This window comes from Streptomyces pristinaespiralis, from assembly GCF_001278075.1.
Lineage (GTDB): Bacteria > Actinomycetota > Actinomycetes > Streptomycetales > Streptomycetaceae > Streptomyces > Streptomyces pristinaespiralis.
The window spans coordinates 4,940,354-4,958,203 of record NZ_CP011340.1 but is presented as its reverse complement, the minus strand read 5'-3'; the positions used below and the strand labels follow the sequence as shown (position 1 = coordinate 4,958,203).

Sequence of the window (17,850 nt, the reverse complement as noted above, 5' to 3'; positions counted from 1 at the left end):
AGCCTGTGGACAACTTCGGTGGACAACTCGACGGGACCGGCCCCCACGGAGGCGCCCTGAACACCCCTTTCGACCGTCCGGCCCCGTCAAAACGGCATCTATCGCCCATACGTTCGATTTGATTCCGCGCGCCCCGCGTGATGCGCCGTTAGCTTGAGGGTGACGGGCACCACACCCAGGGAAGGAATCAGGTCCATGGCCGCATTCACAGAGGGCACGCCGTGCTGGGTGGACGCATCGCTCCCTGACGTGGAGGCGGGCAAGCGCTTCTACGGCGAGCTCTTCGGCTGGACCTTCTCCGAGCGGGGCGGCGGCCACGTCCCCGGCGGCGTCCGCGGCCGTTACGCCGACGCCTTCAGCGACGGACGGCTGGTCGGCGCGCTGACGCCCAAGCGGGACGGCCGTATGCCCACCGTCTGGGGCGTCTACTTCGCCACCCCGGACGCCACGGCCCTCGGCCGCCGCATCGCCGAGCACGGCGGCCGGCTGATCAACGACCCGCTGCCCGTCGACTCGGCGGGGATCTCCGCGGTCGCCGCGGACCCCGGCGGCGCGGTGTTCGGCCTGTGGCAGGCGGGCACCCGGCAGGGCTTCGAGAAGCAGGGCGAGCCGAACTCGTTCTGCTGGACCGAGGTGTACACCCGGGACCACGAGCGCGCGGACGACTTCTACGAGTCGGTGTTCCACTTCCAGGGCACGGACCTCACCGGCACCATGACCGGCTTCCGCATGTGGTCGCCGGCCGGCACGGAACCGGGCGAGAGCACGGCCGTCGGCGGTCGCAGCACGATCACGGACGAGTTCCCGCCGGAGATGCCCGACCACTTCCTCGTCTACTTCTGCGTCACCGACTGCGACGCGACGGCCGAGGCCGTCGTCCGCCTCGGCGGCCGGATCCGCACCGTCCCGTCCGACACCCCGTACGGACGGATCGCCGTGTTCGGCGACAACCAGGGGGCCACCTTCGCGGTGCTGGCGGAGCCGGACCGGTCGGCCGCGCCCGGCGGGCCGCGGGAGACCGAGAGCCGCGGGGCGCCGCCCGGGTCCGGTGGCGGGTCGCGACGGGCGGACCGCGACGCGGCGGACGAGGACGGCGAAGCGGCCAAGAGCGCCTGATTCAAGAAGAGTTGGGTCCGACAATGGTCTAGACCTAGGGCATGGAGCTGATCCATAGTGGGGCCCTCATCCCCCCACATGGAAAGGACCGTCCCGTGCCACGCACGAAGACCACCCTGGGACTGGCCGCCGCCGCGGCCATGGCCGCCGGACTGCTCGCCGCCACCCCCGCCTCCGCCGCCCGCCTGCCGTGCCACCTCGCAGGAAGCGGCGACACCGCCTCCGCCACCTGCTACAGCGGCTCCTCCTACACCTGGCGGCTCGTCGTCGACTGCGACGACGTGAGCAACCCCAGGTGGCCGGTCCGCGTCAACACACTGCACGGGGCCTGGCACACCGGCGACGGCAGCGACACGATCTCCTGCGGCGGTTCGCTGCGCGCCACGGGGCATCTGGAGGCGCGTCTCTGACCTGGGGCCGTACGCTCCCCGGCCGGCGCCTGCCGGGCGCCGGCCGCGCACCGCGCTCACAGCGGTGCCCGAAACGCGGTGAGACACCCCGATCCGCCCCCGGGTTCGCAACCGTGGCCCCGTACAGGAAGAATCAGGGTGCTCACCGCTGAGGGGCTCGATGGTGAGACCCTGCACGGGGCTGTAAGTGACGGGCTCCATTTCGTGGGAGCCCGTACGGGGAGGTGGCACGCAGGTATGGAGCAGCTGACGCAGCACGACCCGAGACGGATCGGTCCGTTCGAGGTGCTGGGCCGGCTCGGTGCCGGTGGCATGGGACTGGTCTATCTCGCCAGGTCGGCGTCCGGCCGCCGGGTCGCGATCAAGACCGTGCGGACCGAGCTCGCGGAGGACCAGCTGTTCCGCGTCCGCTTCACGCGCGAGGTGGAGGCGGCCCGCGCGGTCAGCGGCTTCTACACCGCCGCCGTGGTCGACGCCGACCCGCGCGCCGCGGTGCCGTGGCTGGCCACCGCCTACGTCCCCGCGCCCTCGCTCGAGGAGATCATCAACGAGTGCGGTCCCCTGCCCGCCCAGGCCGTCCGCTGGCTCGCGGCGGGCATCGCGGAGGCCCTGCAGTCCATCCACGGCGCGGGCCTCGTCCACCGGGACCTCAAGCCGTCCAACGTGCTGGTCGTGGAGGACGGGCCCCGCGTCATCGACTTCGGTATCGCGTCCGGCGTCTCCAACACCCGGCTGACCATGACCAACGTCGCCGTCGGGACGCCCGCGTACATGTCGCCCGAGCAGGCCCGCGACTCCCGCAGCGTGACCGGCGCCAGTGACGTCTTCTCCCTCGGCTCCACCCTGGTCTTCGCGGCCACCGGGCATGCGCCCTTCCACGGCGCGAACCCCGTGGAGACCGTCTTCATGCTGCTGCGGGAGGGCCCGGACCTCGAAGGGCTCCCGGACGAGCTGCGGCCGCTGATCGACTCGTGCATGCAGATGGACGCCGCGCTGCGGCCCACGCCCGAGGACCTCCAGGCGCAGCTCGCACCCCATCTCTTCTCCTCCGGCGGCGACGACAGCGGCACCGCGTCCGCGTGGCTGCCCACCTCGGCCACCGCCATGATCGAGACCCGTCGCGGCGGCGGCCGCCCGCATGCCGCTTCCCAGCGCCCCGCGCCCTCGCTCCCCACCCCGCCGCCCGTCCCGCCGTCGCCGCCCCAGCCGCAGGCGGCGCCCTCGCACGCCCCGGTGCGGCTGCCCGGCTCCAACGTGCCCATCGGGCCCGGTCCCCGGGTCGCCGAAACCGGCCGGGCCGTGGTCGCGGAGGCCGGACCGGCCACCGGCTGGGTCCGGCCGCCCGCCGGACGGGGCGGCGACGCCCCCGGCGGCGCGGTGGCCGCGCCACCCTCGCCCGTCCCGCCCCCGGCGCAGGCGCCGGAGACCGGCCCCGCCCACTGGCGGCCCTGGCGTTTCCGCATGTCGAACGACGTGTGGGGCACTCCGGTCGTCGACGGTGACCTCCTCTACGTCACCTCCTTCGAGGTGCACGCGCTGGACGTGGGGACCGGCCGCCGTCAGTTCAAGACGCGGGACGTGGCCTGGGCGATGGCGGTCGCCGCCGGCCGCATCCACGCCTCCGACGGTCCGACGCTGTACGCGCTCGACGCCGCCACCGGCCACGAACGCTGGCGGCTCCAGACCGACGCCTGGGTGTACTCCCTCAAGGTCGACCGCGGCACCGTCCTCACCGGCACCCGAGGTGGCGGTGTGCAGGCGTGGGAAGCATCCAACGGCGAGAAGCTGTGGGAGATCACCGGCGCCCAGAACGACTTCGAGACCCCGGAGGCCGGCCCCGCGATCTTCGGCGACACGGTGTACGTGTGGAAGGACGCGCGGCTGCGCGCCCTGGAGGCACGCACCGGCGAAGAACGCTGGTCGTACCCGATCGGGGACGCGGCCTCGTGCGGGAACGTGCCCGTACGGGTGCAGCCCGCCCCCGACGGCTATGTGTACGTCTCCGCCGGCACCCGGGTGCTCGCGGTCGACATCACGTCCGGGCTGGTGCGCTGGCACTTCGAGGCGCCCGCGGTGTTCCTCTCGCCGCCCGCGTTCGCGCCCGGCCCCGCCGTGACCGGCGGCGGCGTGTACCTCGCCGACTACCTCGGCACCGTCTACGCGCTGGACGCCACGACCGGCAAGGACCGGTGGCGCATCGCCACGGAGTCCCGCCAGTCCAGCGAGCCAGTACTCGTCGCGGCCGGCAACGTCCACGTCGGCAGCGGCTCGGCGCTCTACACCCTCGACGCCGTGACCGGCACCCCGATGTGGCGCTTCGCGGCCGGCGGCGAGGTCGTCGGCACCCCGGTCGTCGCGGACGGCCGCGTCCACTTCGGCTCCGCCGACCACGTCCTTTACACGCTCGACGCGAGCGGCGGCCAGCTCCGCTGGAAGCTGGCGACCGGTGGCGAGATCACGGGGTCGCCGGTGGCGCGGAACGGTGTGGTGTACGCGTGCAGCAAGGACCGCTGCGTGTACGCGCTGGACGCGGTGAAGGGGACGGCGACGGGGCGGGGAGCGGCGGCGCGCTGACGTGGCGCGGGGGTCCCGGGCGGGGCCCCGGTTCAAGACGGATCCGCTGGGTACCCGCCGCATGTCGCCGTCGGCTGCGGCGACAGAAGGAGGCCGGCGATGATCCGCAACGTCATCGGCTCGATCCTCGCTCTCATCGGAGCGACGGCCGCCGTATGGAGCCCTTTCCGTGTCTGGTACGACGGCCGTCACGGGAGCGACTACCGCATCCAGGACCTGTTCGGGGGCATCACCTCGAACGACGGCGGGCTGTTCACGTCCGTCCTGCTCCCCATGGCCTTCGCCGCCCTGCTCACCCTGATCGGCCTGCTGCTGCGCTCCCGCCTGCTGGTGGCGCTCGCCGGCGTGGTCGTCCTCGGCTTCACCGTCCTGTGGATGGTCCGGCAGGGCCAGGCCGCCGGCAGTCTCACGGCGGGCGGCGACGGCGACGGGCTCGGGCTGGGCGTGGCGCTCGCCTTCGGCGGTGGTGTGCTGCTGCTGCTCGCCGCCGCGCTGATGAGCGGTCGCCGCGCGCTGCGCCGCAGGCGTGAGGAGCCGTACGACGAGGAGCCCCCGGGCCATGTGCCGGCGGCGGCGGACGACTGGGGTCCGTACGGCCGCGACCCGAACGGCCCAGGTCCCTATCAGGGAGAGGGCCGGTACGACGCGCGGCCCGGGGACGAGGAGGAGCCGACCCGGCACTCGAGGTTCAGGCGTCACTGACGGCCGGCAGCCTCCCCTCGGGCGGACGCGAACAGTCCGGCCCGTTCGGCCGCGGTGTCGCGCAGCCTGTGGACGGGGCCGAAGAGCAGTTCGTCGGCCGCTGCCCGCTTGAAGTACAGGTGCGCGTCGTGTTCCCAGGTGAAGCCGATCCCGCCGTGCAGCTGGATCGTCTCGCCCGCGACCGTGCGCAGCGCCTCGAGGCACTGTGCGAGTGCGAGGGCGCCCGCCGCCGGGTCCCAGGCCGCGTAGTACGCCGCGGAGCGGGCCGCCTCCACGTGGACGTACAGATCGGCGAGCCGGTGTTTGACGGCCTGGAAGGAGCCGATGGCGCGTCCGAACTGTTCCCGGGTGCCGACGTACTCCACGGTCCGTGACAGCGAGCCCGCCGCGGATCCCACCGCTTCCGCCGCGAGGAGGACGGCGGCACCGGAGCCCGTCGTGCGCAGTGCTCCGGCCACGTCGGCCCCGTCCTCGCCGAGGAGCCGGGCGGGGCTGTCACGGAGTTCGATCCGGGCCTGCGGGCGGGTCTCGTCGAGTGCCGTCAGCCGTGTGCGGGTCATGCCCGGTGCGTCGGCACCGACCAGGAAGAGCAGGGGGCGGCTGCGGGGGAAGCCGCCCGTGTGCGCGGCGACGAGCAGCAGCCGGGCGCTGTGGCCGTCGAGCACCTGTGCGGCCTCGCCGTAGAGGGTCCAGCCGTCGCCGGCCCGCCGTGCCTGGATGCCGCCGGCCCGGCCGCCTCCCGCCCATGCGCCGGCCGTGTTGTCGCCGGTCAGCGCGAGCGCTTCCGCGAGGCTGCCGGGGACGGCGAGCGCGCAGGTCAGGGAGGCGTCGGCGATACGGGGCAGGAGGCCTTCGCGCTGTTCGGGGGTGCCGAGTGCGCAGATCAGGGGGGCGACGAGGCCGGCGGTGGCGAGCAGCGGGGAAGGCAGCAGGACCCGGCCGGTCTCCTCGCAGGCGAGCGCGAGTTCGGTGAGGGTGCAGTCCGCGCCGCCGTACCGGGCGGGAAGCGCGAGGCCGGGCAGGCCTAGTTGCCCCGCGAGGCGGGCCCACAGCTCGGTGTCGTACCCCTGGGGGGTGCGGGCGGCGGCCGCGGCGGGGCCCGCGTGTCTGGTCAGCGCTTCGCGCAGCGTGCGGCGGATCTCGCGCTGCTCGGCGGTGAAGGCGGCGTCCATCGGCGGCTCCTGCCCACGACTTCCTGACGGGCCGTCATGTTAGGACGTCGCGCGGCGGATGCACAGACGTCTTCCGCCCCGCCGTCACCCGTATCTGATGTACCGTCAGATACATGCCCTCCACACCGCGCAAGGTCGCCGTCGTCGGCATGTCCCTCTCCGACTGCGGCCGCGTCGACGGCCTCACCCCCTACGCGCTGCACGCCCAGGCGGCCCGCCGGGCACTCGCCGACTCCGGCCTCCACCGCTCCGTCGTGGACGGCCTCGCCTCGGCCGGTCTCGGCACGTTCGCCCCGGCCGAGGTCGCCGAGTACCTCGGCCTGCGGCCGCTCTGGGTGGACTCCACGGCCGTCGGCGGGGCGAGCTGGGAGGTGATGGCGGCGCACGCGGCCGACGCCGTCGCCGCCGGTCACGCCAATGTGGTGCTGCTGGTCTACGGATCCACGGCCCGCGCCGACATCAAGGCGGGACGGCGCACCTCCGACCTGTCCTTCGGCACCCGGGGCCCGCTCCAGTTCGAGGTGCCGTACGGGCACACCCTCGTCGCCAAGTACGCGATGGCCGCGCGCCGCCACATGCACCGGTACGGCACGACCCTGGAGCAGCTCGCCCAGGTGGCGGTGCAGGCACGGGCGAACGCCGCCGCCAACGAGGACGCCATGTTCCGTGAGCCGATCACGGTCGACGACGTGTTGGACGGCCCGGTGATCGCCGACCCGTTCACCAGGCTGCACTGCTGCATCCGCAGCGACGGCGGCTGCGCGGTGCTGCTGGCCGCGGAGGAGTACGTACCGGACACGGCGAAGGACCCGGTGTGGATCCTCGGCACCGGCGAGCACGTGTCCCACACGACCATGTCGGAGTGGGACGACTTCACCGTCTCCCCCGCGGCGGTGAGCGGCCGGCTCGCCTTCGAGCGGGCAGGGGTGCGGCCCGGCGAGATCGACATCGCGGAGATCTACGACGCCTTCACCTATATGACCCTGGTGACGCTCGAGGACCTCGGCTTCTGCGCCAAGGGCGAGGGCGGCGCCTTCGTCGAGCAGGGGCGGCTGCTGCGGGACGGGGGGCTGCCGGTCAACACCGACGGCGGCGGCCTCTCCGCCTGCCACCCGGGCATGCGGGGACTGTTCCTCCTCGTGGAGGCCGTGCGGCAGTTGCGGGGCGAGGCCGGCGCCCACCAGGTACGCAGGCCGGACGGCCGGCTGCCGGCGCTCGCGGTGGCGTCGGGGACGGGCGGCTGGTTCTGCTCGTCGGGGACGGTGGTCCTGGGCCGGGGCTGACCTCCCACGCCGGCGGCTGGGAGGGTTGAATGCGTCCATGGACCACGAAGAGCGCGACCCGCAGGCGGCCTTCCGCGCCCTGCTGCACGCGCAGCGCGTCTGGGACGTCGAGCTGCCCGGTTTCGACCCGGCGGGCGCGCCCGGTGAGCCGCTGCCGCTGTTCCACCGGTGGTTCGGCGAGGCCGTCGCGGCCGGCCAGCCGGAGCCGCACACCATGACCCTGGCGACGGTGGACGCGCAGGGGCGTCCGGACGCGCGGATCGTGATGCTCCACGACGCCGACGGGCACGGCTGGCACTTCGCCTCGCACGCCACCAGCGCGAAGGGCCGGCAGCTGGCGGCCAGGCCGGAGGCGTCGCTCGTCTTCTACTGGGCCGCGCAGGGGCGCCAGGTCAGGGTCCGCGGCCGGGTCGTCCCCGCCTCCTCCGAGGAGAGCGGGGCCGATCTGCACGCCCGCTCGACGGGTGCGCTGGCGGCGGCGCTGACCGGGCGGCAGAGCGAGGTGCTGGACAGCGTGGAGGAGTTGGCGCGCGCCTCGCGGGACGCGTGGGAGAGGGCGCGGGCCGAGCCGGACGCCCCGGTGCCGACGTGGACCCTGTACGTGCTCCAGCCGCGCGAGGCCGAGTTCTTCCAGGGCGACGAGCAGCGCCGGCATGTGCGGCTGCGCTACCGGCGGGCCGACCGGGGCGAGTGGGAGCGGGAGCTGCTCTGGCCCTGAGGGGGTCCGGCCGGGCGGAAGACCGGGACGCTCACGCCGTCCTCCCCCGTCCGGAAGGCGACTGTCAGCTCCGTCCCGACGGCCAGCCGGTCCGGCTCGCACTCCACGACCTCGGTCATCATCCGCACGCCTTCGGCGAGTTCGACCAGCGCCGCCGTGTAGGGCACGCGGCCGGTGAAGGGCGGCAGGTCGTTGCGGTGGACGACGGACCAGGTGTAGAGCGTGGCGCGGCCGGAAGCCCGCTCCCAGCCGACGTCCTCGCTCCAGCAGTGCGGGCAGAACTCGCGCGGATAGTGGTGCGGCCGCCCGCAGGCGCCGCAGCGGCGGATCAGCAGTTCGCCGGCCGCGGCCGCCTCCCAGTAGGGGCGGGTGAAGTCGTCGATGCCGGGTGTCGACGGGTCCCCGGCCATCAGAAGAGCCCGATCGCGTGGTCGAGCGACCACACCTGCCAGGACATGGCGAAGAGGGAGACGAGGGAGATGAGCGCCATCATGGCGTTCTGCCCCTGCTCCGCCCAGTCGTGGATCATGAGAACCAGGTAGAGCAGATTGAGCAGCAGCCCGCCGACGAGCGCGACGGGGGTCAGGAACCCGCTGATCAGGCCGAGCCCGAGGGCCAGTTCCGCGTGCACGACGACGTACGCCATCGCCTTGGGCCGGGGCGCCACCACCTTGTCGAAGCCGGTGCGGACGGCCTGCCAGCGGTGTCGCGCCGCGACACCGGCGGCCCAGGTGATGCCCGTACCGCGCTCGAGCCAGCCCTTGCGGTCCTTGTGGCGCCAGCTCTCCAGCCACCACAGGCCGAGGCCGATGCGCAGAACGGCGGTCCATTCGGCACCGGTGAGCCATATCGTCCGCATGCTCCGGCCTCCCCTCCATCACTTTCTGACGGTACGTCAGTTCACCGGAAGGGGGCGGCGCGCGCAAGAGGGCCGCGACCGTGACCGATTCGCAACCGAACTCCGTCTTGACTGAGACCCATCAAACCGGCGGGTCATTACGCTCACGCTCATGGCCGACGAGAAGGACTCCGACAGACACCCGGGCATCGACCGGACGAACGACCGCCCCGTGTACGTCGTCGGCGGCGGTCCGGGCGGCCTCGCCGCCGCGGCCGCACTGCGCGAGCGGGGCGTACGGGCGGTGGTGCTCGAGAGGTCCGAGTCGGTCGGCGCGTCCTGGCGGCGGCACTACGACAGGCTCCATCTGCACACCACCCGCAGGCTCTCCGCGCTGCCCGGCCTGCCGATGCCCCGCTCCTTCGGCCGCTGGGTCTCCCGTGACGACGTCGTCCGCTACCTGGAGAAGTACGCGGAGTTCCACGCGCTGGAGATCGTCACCGGTGTCGAGGTGTCCCGCATCGAGGCGGCCGGGAACGACTGGCTGCTGCACGCCACCGGCGGCCGCCGGCTGACCGGGCGGGCGGTCGTGGTGGCCACGGGCTACAACCACACCCCGCACCTGCCCGACTGGGCGGGCCGTGAGACCTACCAGGGCCGGCTGCTGCACGCCGGCGAGTACCGCGACCCCGCGCCCTTCGCGGGCAAGGACGTGCTCGTCGTCGGCGTGGGCAACACCGGCGCCGAGATCGCCGTCGACCTCGTGGAGGGCGGCGCCGCGCGCGTACGGCTGGCCGTGCGCACCGTCCCGCACATCGTGCGCCGCTCCACCGCGGGCTGGCCCGCCCAGCGCACCGGCATCCTCGTCCGCCGGCTCCCGGTGCGGCTGGTGGACCGGGCGGGCGAGGTCATGTGCCGGATCGCCGTACCGGACCTCTCCGCGCAGGGGCTGCCGCGCCCGGACACGGGCCTGTACTCACGTGTCAGGGAAGGCGCCATCCCCGTGCAGGACGTGGGCCTGATCGACGCCGTGCGCACGGGCAGGGTCGAGCCGGTCGCGGCGCTCGAGTCCTTCGACGACGGCAAGGCGGTGCTGGCCGACGGCACGCGGATCTCCCCGGACGCGGTGATCGCCGCGACCGGCTACCGGCGCGGGCTGGAGGGGATGGTGGGACACCTCGACGTGCTCGACGAGCGCGGCCGTCCCGTCGTCCACGGCGGCCGCACCCCGAAGCAGGCGCCGGGCCTGTACTTCACCGGCTTCACCAACCCGATCAGCGGCATGCTCCGCGAGATGGCGATAGACGCCCGCAGGATCGCGAAGGCGCTGTCGTAGCGGGAGCGGACCCGGGGCCGCCGAGACCGGGCCGGGCCACGCGCCGGTCCGGGCCGGGCGGTCCGGGCCACGCGTCGGTCCGGGCCGGGCGGCCCGGGCGCGGGCAGCCGCTCGGGCCCGGATGCTCGGTCCGGTCGACCGAGGTCGCGCCGATGACCCGCCGGGCCGTCTGCCCCGCCGGCCCGGAAACCCGCTCCGGACGGTCGCGGCCCCGTCGCACGGAGGGTGAGCCGCCTTCCTCACCGGAACGTCCGCCCCCGAGGACGGCCGGCCCGGGCCTGCCGATGCCGGGCCGGGCCACGCACCGCTCCGGGACGGGCGGCCCGGGCGCGGGCAGCCGCTCGGGCCGGGCGGTCCGGGCCCGGATGCTCGGTCCGGTCGGCCGAGGTCGCGCCGGATGACCTGCGCAGGGCGCCGGGGCGGTCGGCCAGGACGCGGGCACCGCTCCACCCTGGGCGGCTGCTCCGCCGACCGGCGGGTGCGTACCGCTCGGCGCCGGACGCCGTCTTCCTGGCGCGGTGGAGACAGCTCCTCCATCAGATGATCCGCCCCGAGGGGCGGGGCGCCGACCCCCTCGGCCGCGATGCGCGCACGGCTCCGGACGGAGCCCGGACGGGCGGCCCGGGCGCGGGCAGCCGCTCGGGCCCTGCCCTCCGGTCCGGTCGGCCGAGGCGGGCCCGGGGGCGGGCCGGTCCCGGATGCGACATCGCCGTGGGGGCACAGCGCTCCGCGCGCAAGGGCGGGTCGACCGTGGGCGGTGCGTGTTCTCCGGGCGCACGACGGTTCCTGACTACCAGTCAGTTCGCTAACCTGACTGTGCGTCAGTTAAGCGGCCGGGCAGCTCGGCCATCGAGCAGGAGCGGAGACCAGCGATGCTCGGATCAACGCACGGCACCCTCACCTCCGACCTTCGCGCGCGCGTCGTCGCCTGCGGCGACCGCCCCGTGAACGCCGTCCACGAAGCCGCCGGACCCGCCGCGTCCGCGGGCGACCTCGATGTGAGCGGCCGGCCGCTGTACGCGCCGGTGCCCGACCTGGACCGGTTCTTCCGCCCCTCCTCCGTCGCGGTCGTCGGGGCCTCGGACACCGAGGGCAGGCCGGGCACCGGCATCACCCGCCAACTCGTCGACTGGGCCGCCCGCGTCGGCGCCCGCCTGCACCCCGTGCACCCCACCCGGACCTCCGTCTTCGGCCTCGACTGCGTACCGTCCGTCGCCGATCTGCCGGGCCGCGTCGACCTCGCCGTGCTGCTGGTCGGCGACCCGCTCCCGCTGATCCCGCAACTGGGCGAGGCCAAGGTGCCCTTCGCCGTCGCGTTCGCCTCCGGATTCGCGGAGACCGGCGAGCAGGGCGCCGCCGCGCAGGCGCGGCTCGCGGCCGCCGTGGAGCGCTCCGGCGTACGGCTGCTCGGCCCCAACACCAACCTCAACGCCTTCGAGTCGTTCCGCGACGACCTCGAAGGGCCGGCCATCGCGCTCATCACCCAGTCCGGCCACCAGGGCCGGCCCGTCTTCACCATGCAGGAGCTCGGCGTACGGCTCTCCCACTGGGCGCCCACCGGCAACGAGGCCGACCTCGAGACCGCCGACTTCATCTCGTACTTCGCCGAACGCCCGGAGGTCGGCGCCATCGCCTGCTACGTGGAGGGCCTGAAGGACGGACGCTCCTTCCTGCTCGCCGCCGACCGGGCGGCCCGGCGCGGGGTGCCGGTCGTCGCCGTCAAGGTCGGCCGTACCGACGCCGGCGCGCGGACGGCCGCCTCGCACACCGGCAAACTCACCGGCAGCGACCAGGTGGTGGACGCGGCGATGCGGCAGTTCGGCGTGATCCGCGTCGACGGCCTCGACGAGCTCCAGGACACCGCGGCGCTGCTGGCACGTGCACGCCGCCCGGTCGCAGACGGCGTGGCCGTCTACTCGATCTCCGGCGGCACGGGCGCGCACTTCGCGGACCTGGCGACCGCGGCGGGCCTGCGGCTGCCACGGCTCGGCGACGCCCGCCAGGCCGAACTGCACCAGTGGATACCGCCCTACCTGAACGTCTCGAACCCGATCGACAACGGCGGCCACCCGGTCGGCGACCGCCGCGGCCGGAAGATCATCGACTCGATCCTGGCCGACCCGGAGGTGGGCGTCCTCATCTGCCCGATCACCGGCCCCTTCCCGCCGATGAGCGACCGGCTCGCCCAGGACCTCGTCGACGCGGCCGAGACGACGGACAAGCTGGTGTGCGTGGTGTGGGGCTCACCCGTCGGCACCGAGGCCGCCTACCGTGACACGCTGCTCGGCTCCTCCCGCGTCGCCACCTTCCGCACCTTCGCCAACTGCATCACGGCGGTGCGCGCCCACCTGTCCCACCACCGCTTCACGGACCGCTACCTCTCCCCCTTCGACGAGGCGCCGCGCACCCCCTCCCCCTCGTACCGCAAGGCGCAGGAGCTGATGCGGCCCGGCGAGCAGCTGAGCGAGCACGCGGCGAAGCAGCTGCTGCGGGCCTACGGGATCCGCGTGCCCCGCGAACAGCTGGTGACGAGCGCGGCGGCGTCGGTGCGGGCGGCGGCCCTGGTGGGCTACCCGGTCGTGATGAAGGCATCGGCTCCGCAGCTCGCGCACAAGACCGAGCTGGGCCTCGTCAAGATCGGCCTCACCTCGGCGAGCCAGGTACGCGACAGCTACCGCGAACTCACCGACATCGCCCGCTACGAGGGCGTGGACCTCGACGGCGTCCTGGTGTGCCAGATGGTGGAGCGGGGTGTGGAGATGGTCGTCGGGGTCGCCCAGGACGACCTGTTCGGTCCGACCGTGACGGTGGGGCTCGGCGGCGTGCTGGTGGAGGTGCTGCACGACACCGCCGTACGCGTCCCGCCCTTCGGCGAGGACCAGGCGCGCGACATGCTCGGTGAACTACGGGGCCGCGCGCTGCTGGAGGGCGTGCGGGGCGGACCGCCCGTGGACGTGGACGCGCTGGTGGAGGTGGTGCTGCGGGTCCAGCGGATGGCGCTCGAACTGGGCGGCCAGCTCGCGGAACTGGACGTCAACCCGCTGATGGTGCTGCCGCGCGGGCAGGGCGCGGTGGCGCTGGACGCGCTGGCGGTGTGCCGGTGAGCCCGGACGTCCTGCACGAGGTCGAAGGGTCCGTCTCCTGGATCACGCTCAACCGCCCGGAGGTGATGAACGCGCTGACGCGCGAGCAGCGGGAACGCGTCATCGACCTGCTCGGCGCGGCCTCCTCAAACCCGGCGGTCCGCGCCGTCGTGGTCACCGCGACCGGGCGCGGCTTCTGCGCGGGGGCGGACCTGCGCGGCACTCCCGCCGGCGCTCCGGCGCCCGGCGACGTCGCCCGTACGATCCGGCTCGGCGCGCAGCGGCTGATCGGTGCGGTGCTGGACTGCGAGAAGCCGGTGATCGCGGCGGTCAACGGCACGGCGGCCGGCATCGGCGCGCATCTGGCGTTCGCCTGCGACCTGGTCCTCGCGGCGGAAGGCGCGCGCTTCATCGAGGTGTTCGTACGGCGTGGCCTCGTGCCGGACGGCGGCGGGGCGTACCTGCTGCCCCGGCTGATCGGCCCGCGGCGCGCGAAGGAGCTGATGTTCTTCGGCGACGCCCTCTCCGCGGTGGACGCGGAGCGCCTGGGACTCGTCAACCGGGTCGTCCCGGCGGACGCCCTCGGGAAGACGGCCCGCGAGTGGTCCGCCCGCCTCGCCGGTGGCCCGACCCGGGCGCTCGCCCTCACCAAACACCTGGTGAACACGTCCCTGGACGCGGACCGCGCGGCATCCTTCGCGGCGGAGGCCACGGCGCAGGAACTGAACATGGCGACGCGGGACGCCCAGGAGGGCGTGGCGAGTTTCGTGGAACGCCGGGAGGCGCGTTTCGAGGGGCGGTAGCCACTCCCTCAGCGAGTCCCGGGGGTTCTTTTCTGACGAACCGTCAGGTTCAATGGAGGTGTGATGGGACACGCCGCCATGGCCGCCACCGCCGTTCGCTACCTCCGCTCCGCCGGTGCGCCCACCGCCGGACCGTACGAGGCGTTGCCCGCGCCCACGTTGCGCGCGGTCGGGGAGGACGAGCGGGTGCCCGTCGGGAGGGACGAGTTCCGGCGGGTGCTCGGGCACTTCGCCAGCGGGGTGACCGTCGTGACGGCGGTCGGCGAGGACGGGCCCGCGGGTTTCGCCTGCCAGTCGTTCGCGTCGCTGTCGCTCGATCCGCCGCTCGTCGTCTTCATGGTGGGGCGCAGGTCCACGACCTGGCCGCGGATCGCCCGCGCCGGCGGCTTCTGCGTCAACATCCTCGGCGAGGAGCAGGGCGCGCTCTGCCGGGGCTTCGCCGTGAGCGGGGGCGACAAGTTCGCCGGGGTCGCGTACCGGCCGGCGCCCGTCACCGGAGCGCCGCTGCTGAACGGTGCGCCCGCCTGGATCGACTGCACCGTCCAGGCCGTGCACACCGGCGGCGACCACCTCCTCGTGGTCGGCCGGGTGGCGGCGCTGGACGCGGAGGAGGACGGTGCGCCGCTGCTGTTCCACCGCGGGCGGTTCGGGCGGTTCGACGTCCGATAGCCGCCGGCACGTGCCGGTCCCGCCTCCGATGCTGGTCGCATGACCACGACGACCTACGAAACCCTCGCCATCGCGCCCGCCGTGCTGAAGCAGCTGCGCGAACACGACGACGCGGGGCTCGTCCCGCGGCCCGCCGTCGACGCGGAGGGCGGCGCCCCGCTGCGCTGCTGCCTGCGGCACAGCGAGGCCGGCGAGCGCATCGTTCTCGTCTCGTACGCGCCGCTGCGCCGCTGGGCCGCCGCGACCGGCGCCGAGCCGGGGCCCTACGACGAGCGCGGGCCCGTCTTCGTCCACGCGCAGGAGTGCGCCGGGCAGACGTCCGGGCCCGGCTACCCGGTCGCACTCCACGGCGCGCGAAGGGTGCTGCGCGCCTACGACACCGGCGGGCGCATCCTCGGCGGCACGCTGGTCGAGCTCCCCCACGAGCGCGCCGCCGAGGTCGACGGCGTCCTGCGGGACGTCTTCGCCGACCCGGCGGTGGCCCTGGTGCACGTACGCGCCGTGGAGTTCGGCTGCTTCATGGTCGAGATCCGCCGCCGCTAGACCGTGGCGACCGGGACCTTCGGGAGCGGCTTGCGGCGGATGACCAGGGCCATCAGGGCCGCTGCCGCGCACAGGGCGCCGGAGGCGTACCAGACCACGTCGTACTCGCCGAACACGTCGCGGGCGACGCCGCCCGCGAAGGCGACGACGGCCGCGCCGACCTGATGGGAGGCCAGTACCCAGCCGAAGACGATCGCGCTGTCGTCGCCGTAGTGCTCGCGGCACAGGGCGATCGTCGGCGGGACGGTGGCGACCCAGTCGAGTCCGTAGAAGACGATGAAGAAGATCATCGGCGGCTGGACGGACGGCCCGAGCAGCAACGGCAGGAACAGCAGCGAGACGCCGCGCAGCGCGTAGTACACGGCGAGGAGACGGCGCGCGTCGAAGCGGTCGGTGAACCAGCCGGACGCGATCGTGCCGACGACGTCGAAGACCCCGATCACGGCGAGCAGCGACGCGGCGGCCGTGATCGGCATTCCGTGGTCGTGCGCCGCCGGCACGAAGTGCGTCTTGACCAGGCCGTTCGTCGAGGCCCCGCAGATCGCGAAGGTGCCGGCCAGCAGCCAGAACGGCCCGGTCCGGGCGGCGCGGAAGAGGACGGCGAGTGCCCTGCGCGCCGCGCCGGGCACCGGCTCCGGCTTGGGCGTGAAGCCCTCGGCCCCGTACGCGGCGAGGCCCACGTCGGCCGGGTGGTCACGCAGCAGAAGCCAGACGAAGGGGACGACGGCCAGCGCGGAGAGCGCGACGGTGATCGAGGCGGGCTCCCAGCCGTGGTTCTCCACCAGCCAGGACAGCAGCGGCAGGAAGACGAGCTGCCCGGACGCGCCCGCGGCGGTGAGGATGCCGGTGACCAGGCCGCGGCGCTGCACGAACCACCGGTTGGTGACCGTCGCGGCGAACGCGAGCGCCATGGAACCGGAGCCGAGGCCGACGAGGACGCCCCAGTACAGGACCAGTTGCCAGGCCGCGGTCATCGTCACCGTCAGCGCCGACCCGATCGCGATCACGGTCAGCGCGACGGCGACGACCCGGCGGATGCCGAACCGGTCCATCAGGGCGGCGGCGAACGGCGCGGTCAGCCCGTACAGAGCCAGGTTCACCGAGACGGCGAAGCCGATCGTGCCGCGCGACCAGCCGAAGTCCGAGTGCAGCGGTTCGATCAGGAGACCGGGCAGGGACGCGAAGGCCGCCGCGCCGATGATCGTCACGAAGGTGACGGCCGCGACGAACCAGGCGCGGTGGATACGGGGCGGGCGGCGAAGAGGCTGCTGGGAGCCGGTGCTGGGCGCGGTTGTCTGGGTCACGTCACTCAGCTTCCGGTTCTGACCCGCTCACAACGAGTGGCCCAAAGGACAGCATTCGATAGGATCGGGCCATGACTGCTGCGAGAAGGCACCGGATCGTGGTCCTCGCGCTGCACGGGCTGCTCCCCTTCGAGCTCGGCATCCCGCACCGGATCTTCGGCCGCGCCAAGGACGCCGCCGGCAACGCCCTCTACGAGATCCTCACCTGCGGCATCAGGCCGGGACCGGTCATGACCGACGCCGACTTCGCCGTGCAGGTCGAGCACGGGCCGAAGGCACTGGCCACCGCGGACACGGTCGTCGTCCCCGCGCCGTACGAGCTGGGGCCCGTCTACGACGAGGGCCGGCTCCCCGACGACCTGGCCGCCGCCCTGGCGCACATCCGGCCCGGCACCCGCATGGTGTCCATCTGCACCGGCGGATACGTGCTCGCCGCCGCCGGCTATCTCGACGGCCGCCCCGCCACGACGCACTGGTCGGCGGCCGAGCACTTCCAGCGGATGTTCCCGTCCGTCAAGGTCGACGCGGACGTCCTGTTCATCGACGACGGCGATGTGCTCACGTCGGCGGGGGTCGCGGCCGGCCTCGACCTCTGCCTGCACATCGTGCGCCGCGACCACGGCGCCGCCGTCGCCAACGAGGTGGCGCGCAGGACCGTCGTACCGCCGCACCGCGACGGCGGTCAGGCCCAGTACATCCACCGGCCCGTCCCCGAACCGCAGTTGGCGACGACCACGGCCGCGCGTGCCTGGGCGCTCGGCCGGCTGCACGAGCCGCTGCGGCTACGGGACCTGGCCGACCAGGAGTCGATGTCCGTGCGGACCTTCACCCGCCGCTTCCGGGAGGAGGTCGGCATCAGCCCGGGACAGTGGCTCACCCAGCAACGGGTCGAACGGGCCCGGCACCTGCTGGAGTCCACGGACCTGTCCGTGGACCAGGTGGCACGGGACGCGGGCTTCGGCACGGCCCAGTCGATGCGCCAGCATCTGCAGGCGGCGCTCGGCGTCCCGCCGACGGTCTACCGAAGCACGTTCCGCGCGAGCGCGGGCGACGCCTGACGCCTGGGCGGGGCGCGGGCGCGGCCTTCGGGGGGGGGCGGTCACGGAGCCGGCGGGATTCGAACCCGCGGACGGGGAGGGGCAGGCCCGCCCCTCACCCCGTCAGTCGGCGTGGGAAGGGCCTCCCCCACGCCGATCGCAATGGGCCGCTCTGCCACGGCCCCGGGACCTGCGGGGCCGCGCGACCCCGGTCCTGAGACCCTACGGGGGGCGGCCCGGCCGGGGCCACCCGTCAACGGCG

General features: G+C 74.0%; 16 protein-coding genes and 1 tRNA gene. 12 read left to right on the top strand and 5 right to left on the bottom strand.

What is annotated here, in order from left to right; all coding sequences use genetic code 11:
• The first annotated feature begins 195 nt into the window (after positions 1–195).
• The 4 genes from SPRI_RS21120 to SPRI_RS21105 all read left to right on the top strand — a co-directional run bounded on the left by SPRI_RS21120 (position 196) and on the right by SPRI_RS21105 (position 4,802).
• Positions 196–1,116, top strand: coding sequence for a VOC family protein (locus tag SPRI_RS21120; protein ID WP_005316192.1), 921 nt, complete (start codon positions 196–198; stop codon positions 1,114–1,116).
• 95 nt (positions 1,117–1,211) lie between these two features.
• Positions 1,212–1,526, top strand: a complete 315-nt coding sequence (locus SPRI_RS21115) for a hypothetical protein (RefSeq protein ID WP_037774412.1) — start codon at positions 1,212–1,214, stop codon at positions 1,524–1,526.
• A 237-nt stretch (positions 1,527–1,763) separates the two neighbouring features.
• On the top strand, positions 1,764–4,100 hold the full coding sequence (locus SPRI_RS21110; protein WP_053557177.1) for an outer membrane protein assembly factor BamB family protein: 2,337 nt from the start codon (positions 1,764–1,766) through the stop codon (positions 4,098–4,100).
• Positions 4,101–4,199: 99 nt separating this feature from the next.
• Complete coding sequence (locus tag SPRI_RS21105; RefSeq protein ID WP_005316181.1) at positions 4,200–4,802, top strand: hypothetical protein; 603 nt, start codon at positions 4,200–4,202, stop codon at positions 4,800–4,802.
• On the opposite strand, the gene SPRI_RS21100 is transcribed toward SPRI_RS21105, so the two are convergent.
• Positions 4,796–5,974 (bottom strand): acyl-CoA dehydrogenase family protein, encoded by a 1,179-nt coding sequence (locus SPRI_RS21100; protein WP_005316179.1) that lies wholly within the window; start codon positions 5,972–5,974, stop codon positions 4,796–4,798. The two genes, SPRI_RS21105 and SPRI_RS21100, sit on opposite strands and share 7 nt — an antisense overlap.
• 113 nt (positions 5,975–6,087) lie before the next feature.
• On the opposite strand from SPRI_RS21100, the gene SPRI_RS21095 reads away from it, so the two are divergent.
• Both SPRI_RS21095 and SPRI_RS21090 read left to right on the top strand, forming a co-directional pair.
• Positions 6,088–7,257 carry a thiolase C-terminal domain-containing protein gene (locus SPRI_RS21095; protein ID WP_053557176.1) on the top strand — a complete coding sequence of 390 codons (1,170 nt, stop codon included), beginning with the start codon at positions 6,088–6,090 and terminating at the stop codon, positions 7,255–7,257.
• A 37-nt stretch (positions 7,258–7,294) separates the two neighbouring features.
• Positions 7,295–7,975: a pyridoxine/pyridoxamine 5'-phosphate oxidase gene (locus SPRI_RS21090; RefSeq protein ID WP_005316177.1), complete on the top strand. Its 681-nt coding sequence runs from the start codon at positions 7,295–7,297 to the stop codon at positions 7,973–7,975.
• Here the strand turns inward: SPRI_RS21090 and SPRI_RS21085 are convergent.
• Positions 7,924–8,385 carry a Zn-ribbon domain-containing OB-fold protein gene (locus tag SPRI_RS21085; RefSeq protein WP_005316175.1) on the bottom strand — a complete coding sequence of 154 codons (462 nt, stop codon included), beginning with the start codon at positions 8,383–8,385 and terminating at the stop codon, positions 7,924–7,926. The genes SPRI_RS21090 and SPRI_RS21085 overlap by 52 nt on opposite strands.
• Complete coding sequence (locus SPRI_RS21080) at positions 8,385–8,834, bottom strand: DoxX family membrane protein (protein WP_005316174.1); 450 nt, start codon at positions 8,832–8,834, stop codon at positions 8,385–8,387. Before SPRI_RS21080 ends, SPRI_RS21085 begins: the two co-directional genes overlap by 1 nt.
• Positions 8,835–8,985: 151 nt before the next feature.
• On the opposite strand from SPRI_RS21080, the gene SPRI_RS21075 reads away from it, so the two are divergent.
• The 5 genes from SPRI_RS21075 to SPRI_RS21055 all read left to right on the top strand — a co-directional run bounded on the left by SPRI_RS21075 (position 8,986) and on the right by SPRI_RS21055 (position 15,247).
• On the top strand, positions 8,986–10,149 hold the full coding sequence (locus SPRI_RS21075; protein WP_053557175.1) for a flavin-containing monooxygenase: 1,164 nt from the start codon (positions 8,986–8,988) through the stop codon (positions 10,147–10,149).
• A gap of 872 nt (positions 10,150–11,021) precedes the next feature.
• The gene (locus tag SPRI_RS21070; RefSeq protein WP_005316170.1) at positions 11,022–13,253 is read left to right on the top strand and encodes an acetate--CoA ligase family protein; all 2,232 of its coding nucleotides are present in this window, start codon (positions 11,022–11,024) and stop codon (positions 13,251–13,253) included.
• Positions 13,244–14,035, top strand: a complete 792-nt coding sequence (locus SPRI_RS21065; RefSeq protein WP_005316167.1) for an enoyl-CoA hydratase/isomerase family protein — start codon at positions 13,244–13,246, stop codon at positions 14,033–14,035. The genes SPRI_RS21070 and SPRI_RS21065 overlap by 10 nt, the downstream gene beginning before the upstream one ends.
• 78 nt (positions 14,036–14,113) lie before the next feature.
• A complete protein-coding gene (locus SPRI_RS21060) occupies positions 14,114–14,704 on the top strand; it encodes a flavin reductase family protein (RefSeq protein ID WP_037776656.1) in 591 nt (196 codons plus the stop codon).
• Between the two features lie 39 nt (positions 14,705–14,743).
• Positions 14,744–15,247 carry a DUF1203 domain-containing protein gene (locus SPRI_RS21055; protein WP_005316163.1) on the top strand — a complete coding sequence of 168 codons (504 nt, stop codon included), beginning with the start codon at positions 14,744–14,746 and terminating at the stop codon, positions 15,245–15,247.
• On the opposite strand, the gene SPRI_RS21050 is transcribed toward SPRI_RS21055, so the two are convergent.
• A complete protein-coding gene (locus SPRI_RS21050) occupies positions 15,244–16,560 on the bottom strand; it encodes an MFS transporter (protein ID WP_005316160.1) in 1,317 nt (438 codons plus the stop codon). The genes SPRI_RS21055 and SPRI_RS21050 overlap by 4 nt on opposite strands.
• 62 nt (positions 16,561–16,622) lie before the next feature.
• Between SPRI_RS21050 and SPRI_RS21045 the strand changes: the two genes are divergently transcribed.
• Entirely contained in the window at positions 16,623–17,609 is a 987-nt protein-coding gene (locus SPRI_RS21045; RefSeq protein ID WP_005316157.1) for a GlxA family transcriptional regulator, read from the top strand.
• Positions 17,610–17,653: 44 nt separating this feature from the next.
• Here the strand turns inward: SPRI_RS21045 and SPRI_RS38530 are convergent.
• Positions 17,654–17,773 (bottom strand) — tRNA-OTHER (locus SPRI_RS38530).
• Positions 17,774–17,850 lie beyond the last annotated feature (77 nt).

Excerpts from the sequence above, each read along its gene's own strand:
- SPRI_RS21120 (WP_005316192.1), top strand. The coding sequence starts at position 196 with ATGGCCGCATTCACAGAGGGCACGCCGTGCTGGGTGGACGCATCGCTC.
- SPRI_RS21110 (WP_053557177.1), top strand. The coding sequence starts at position 1,764 with ATGGAGCAGCTGACGCAGCACGACCCGAGACGGATCGGTCCGTTCGAG.
- SPRI_RS21105 (WP_005316181.1), top strand. The coding sequence starts at position 4,200 with ATGATCCGCAACGTCATCGGCTCGATCCTCGCTCTCATCGGAGCGACG.
- SPRI_RS21100 (WP_005316179.1), bottom strand. The coding sequence starts at position 5,974 with ATGGACGCCGCCTTCACCGCCGAGCAGCGCGAGATCCGCCGCACGCTG.
- SPRI_RS21095 (WP_053557176.1), top strand. The coding sequence starts at position 6,088 with ATGCCCTCCACACCGCGCAAGGTCGCCGTCGTCGGCATGTCCCTCTCC.
- SPRI_RS21090 (WP_005316177.1), top strand. The coding sequence starts at position 7,295 with ATGGACCACGAAGAGCGCGACCCGCAGGCGGCCTTCCGCGCCCTGCTG.
- SPRI_RS21085 (WP_005316175.1), bottom strand. The coding sequence starts at position 8,385 with ATGGCCGGGGACCCGTCGACACCCGGCATCGACGACTTCACCCGCCCC.
- SPRI_RS21080 (WP_005316174.1), bottom strand. The coding sequence starts at position 8,834 with ATGCGGACGATATGGCTCACCGGTGCCGAATGGACCGCCGTTCTGCGC.
- SPRI_RS21075 (WP_053557175.1), top strand. The coding sequence starts at position 8,986 with ATGGCCGACGAGAAGGACTCCGACAGACACCCGGGCATCGACCGGACG.
- SPRI_RS21070 (WP_005316170.1), top strand. The coding sequence starts at position 11,022 with ATGCTCGGATCAACGCACGGCACCCTCACCTCCGACCTTCGCGCGCGC.
- SPRI_RS21060 (WP_037776656.1), top strand. The coding sequence starts at position 14,114 with ATGGCCGCCACCGCCGTTCGCTACCTCCGCTCCGCCGGTGCGCCCACC.
- SPRI_RS21055 (WP_005316163.1), top strand. The coding sequence starts at position 14,744 with ATGACCACGACGACCTACGAAACCCTCGCCATCGCGCCCGCCGTGCTG.
- SPRI_RS21045 (WP_005316157.1), top strand. The coding sequence starts at position 16,623 with ATGACTGCTGCGAGAAGGCACCGGATCGTGGTCCTCGCGCTGCACGGG.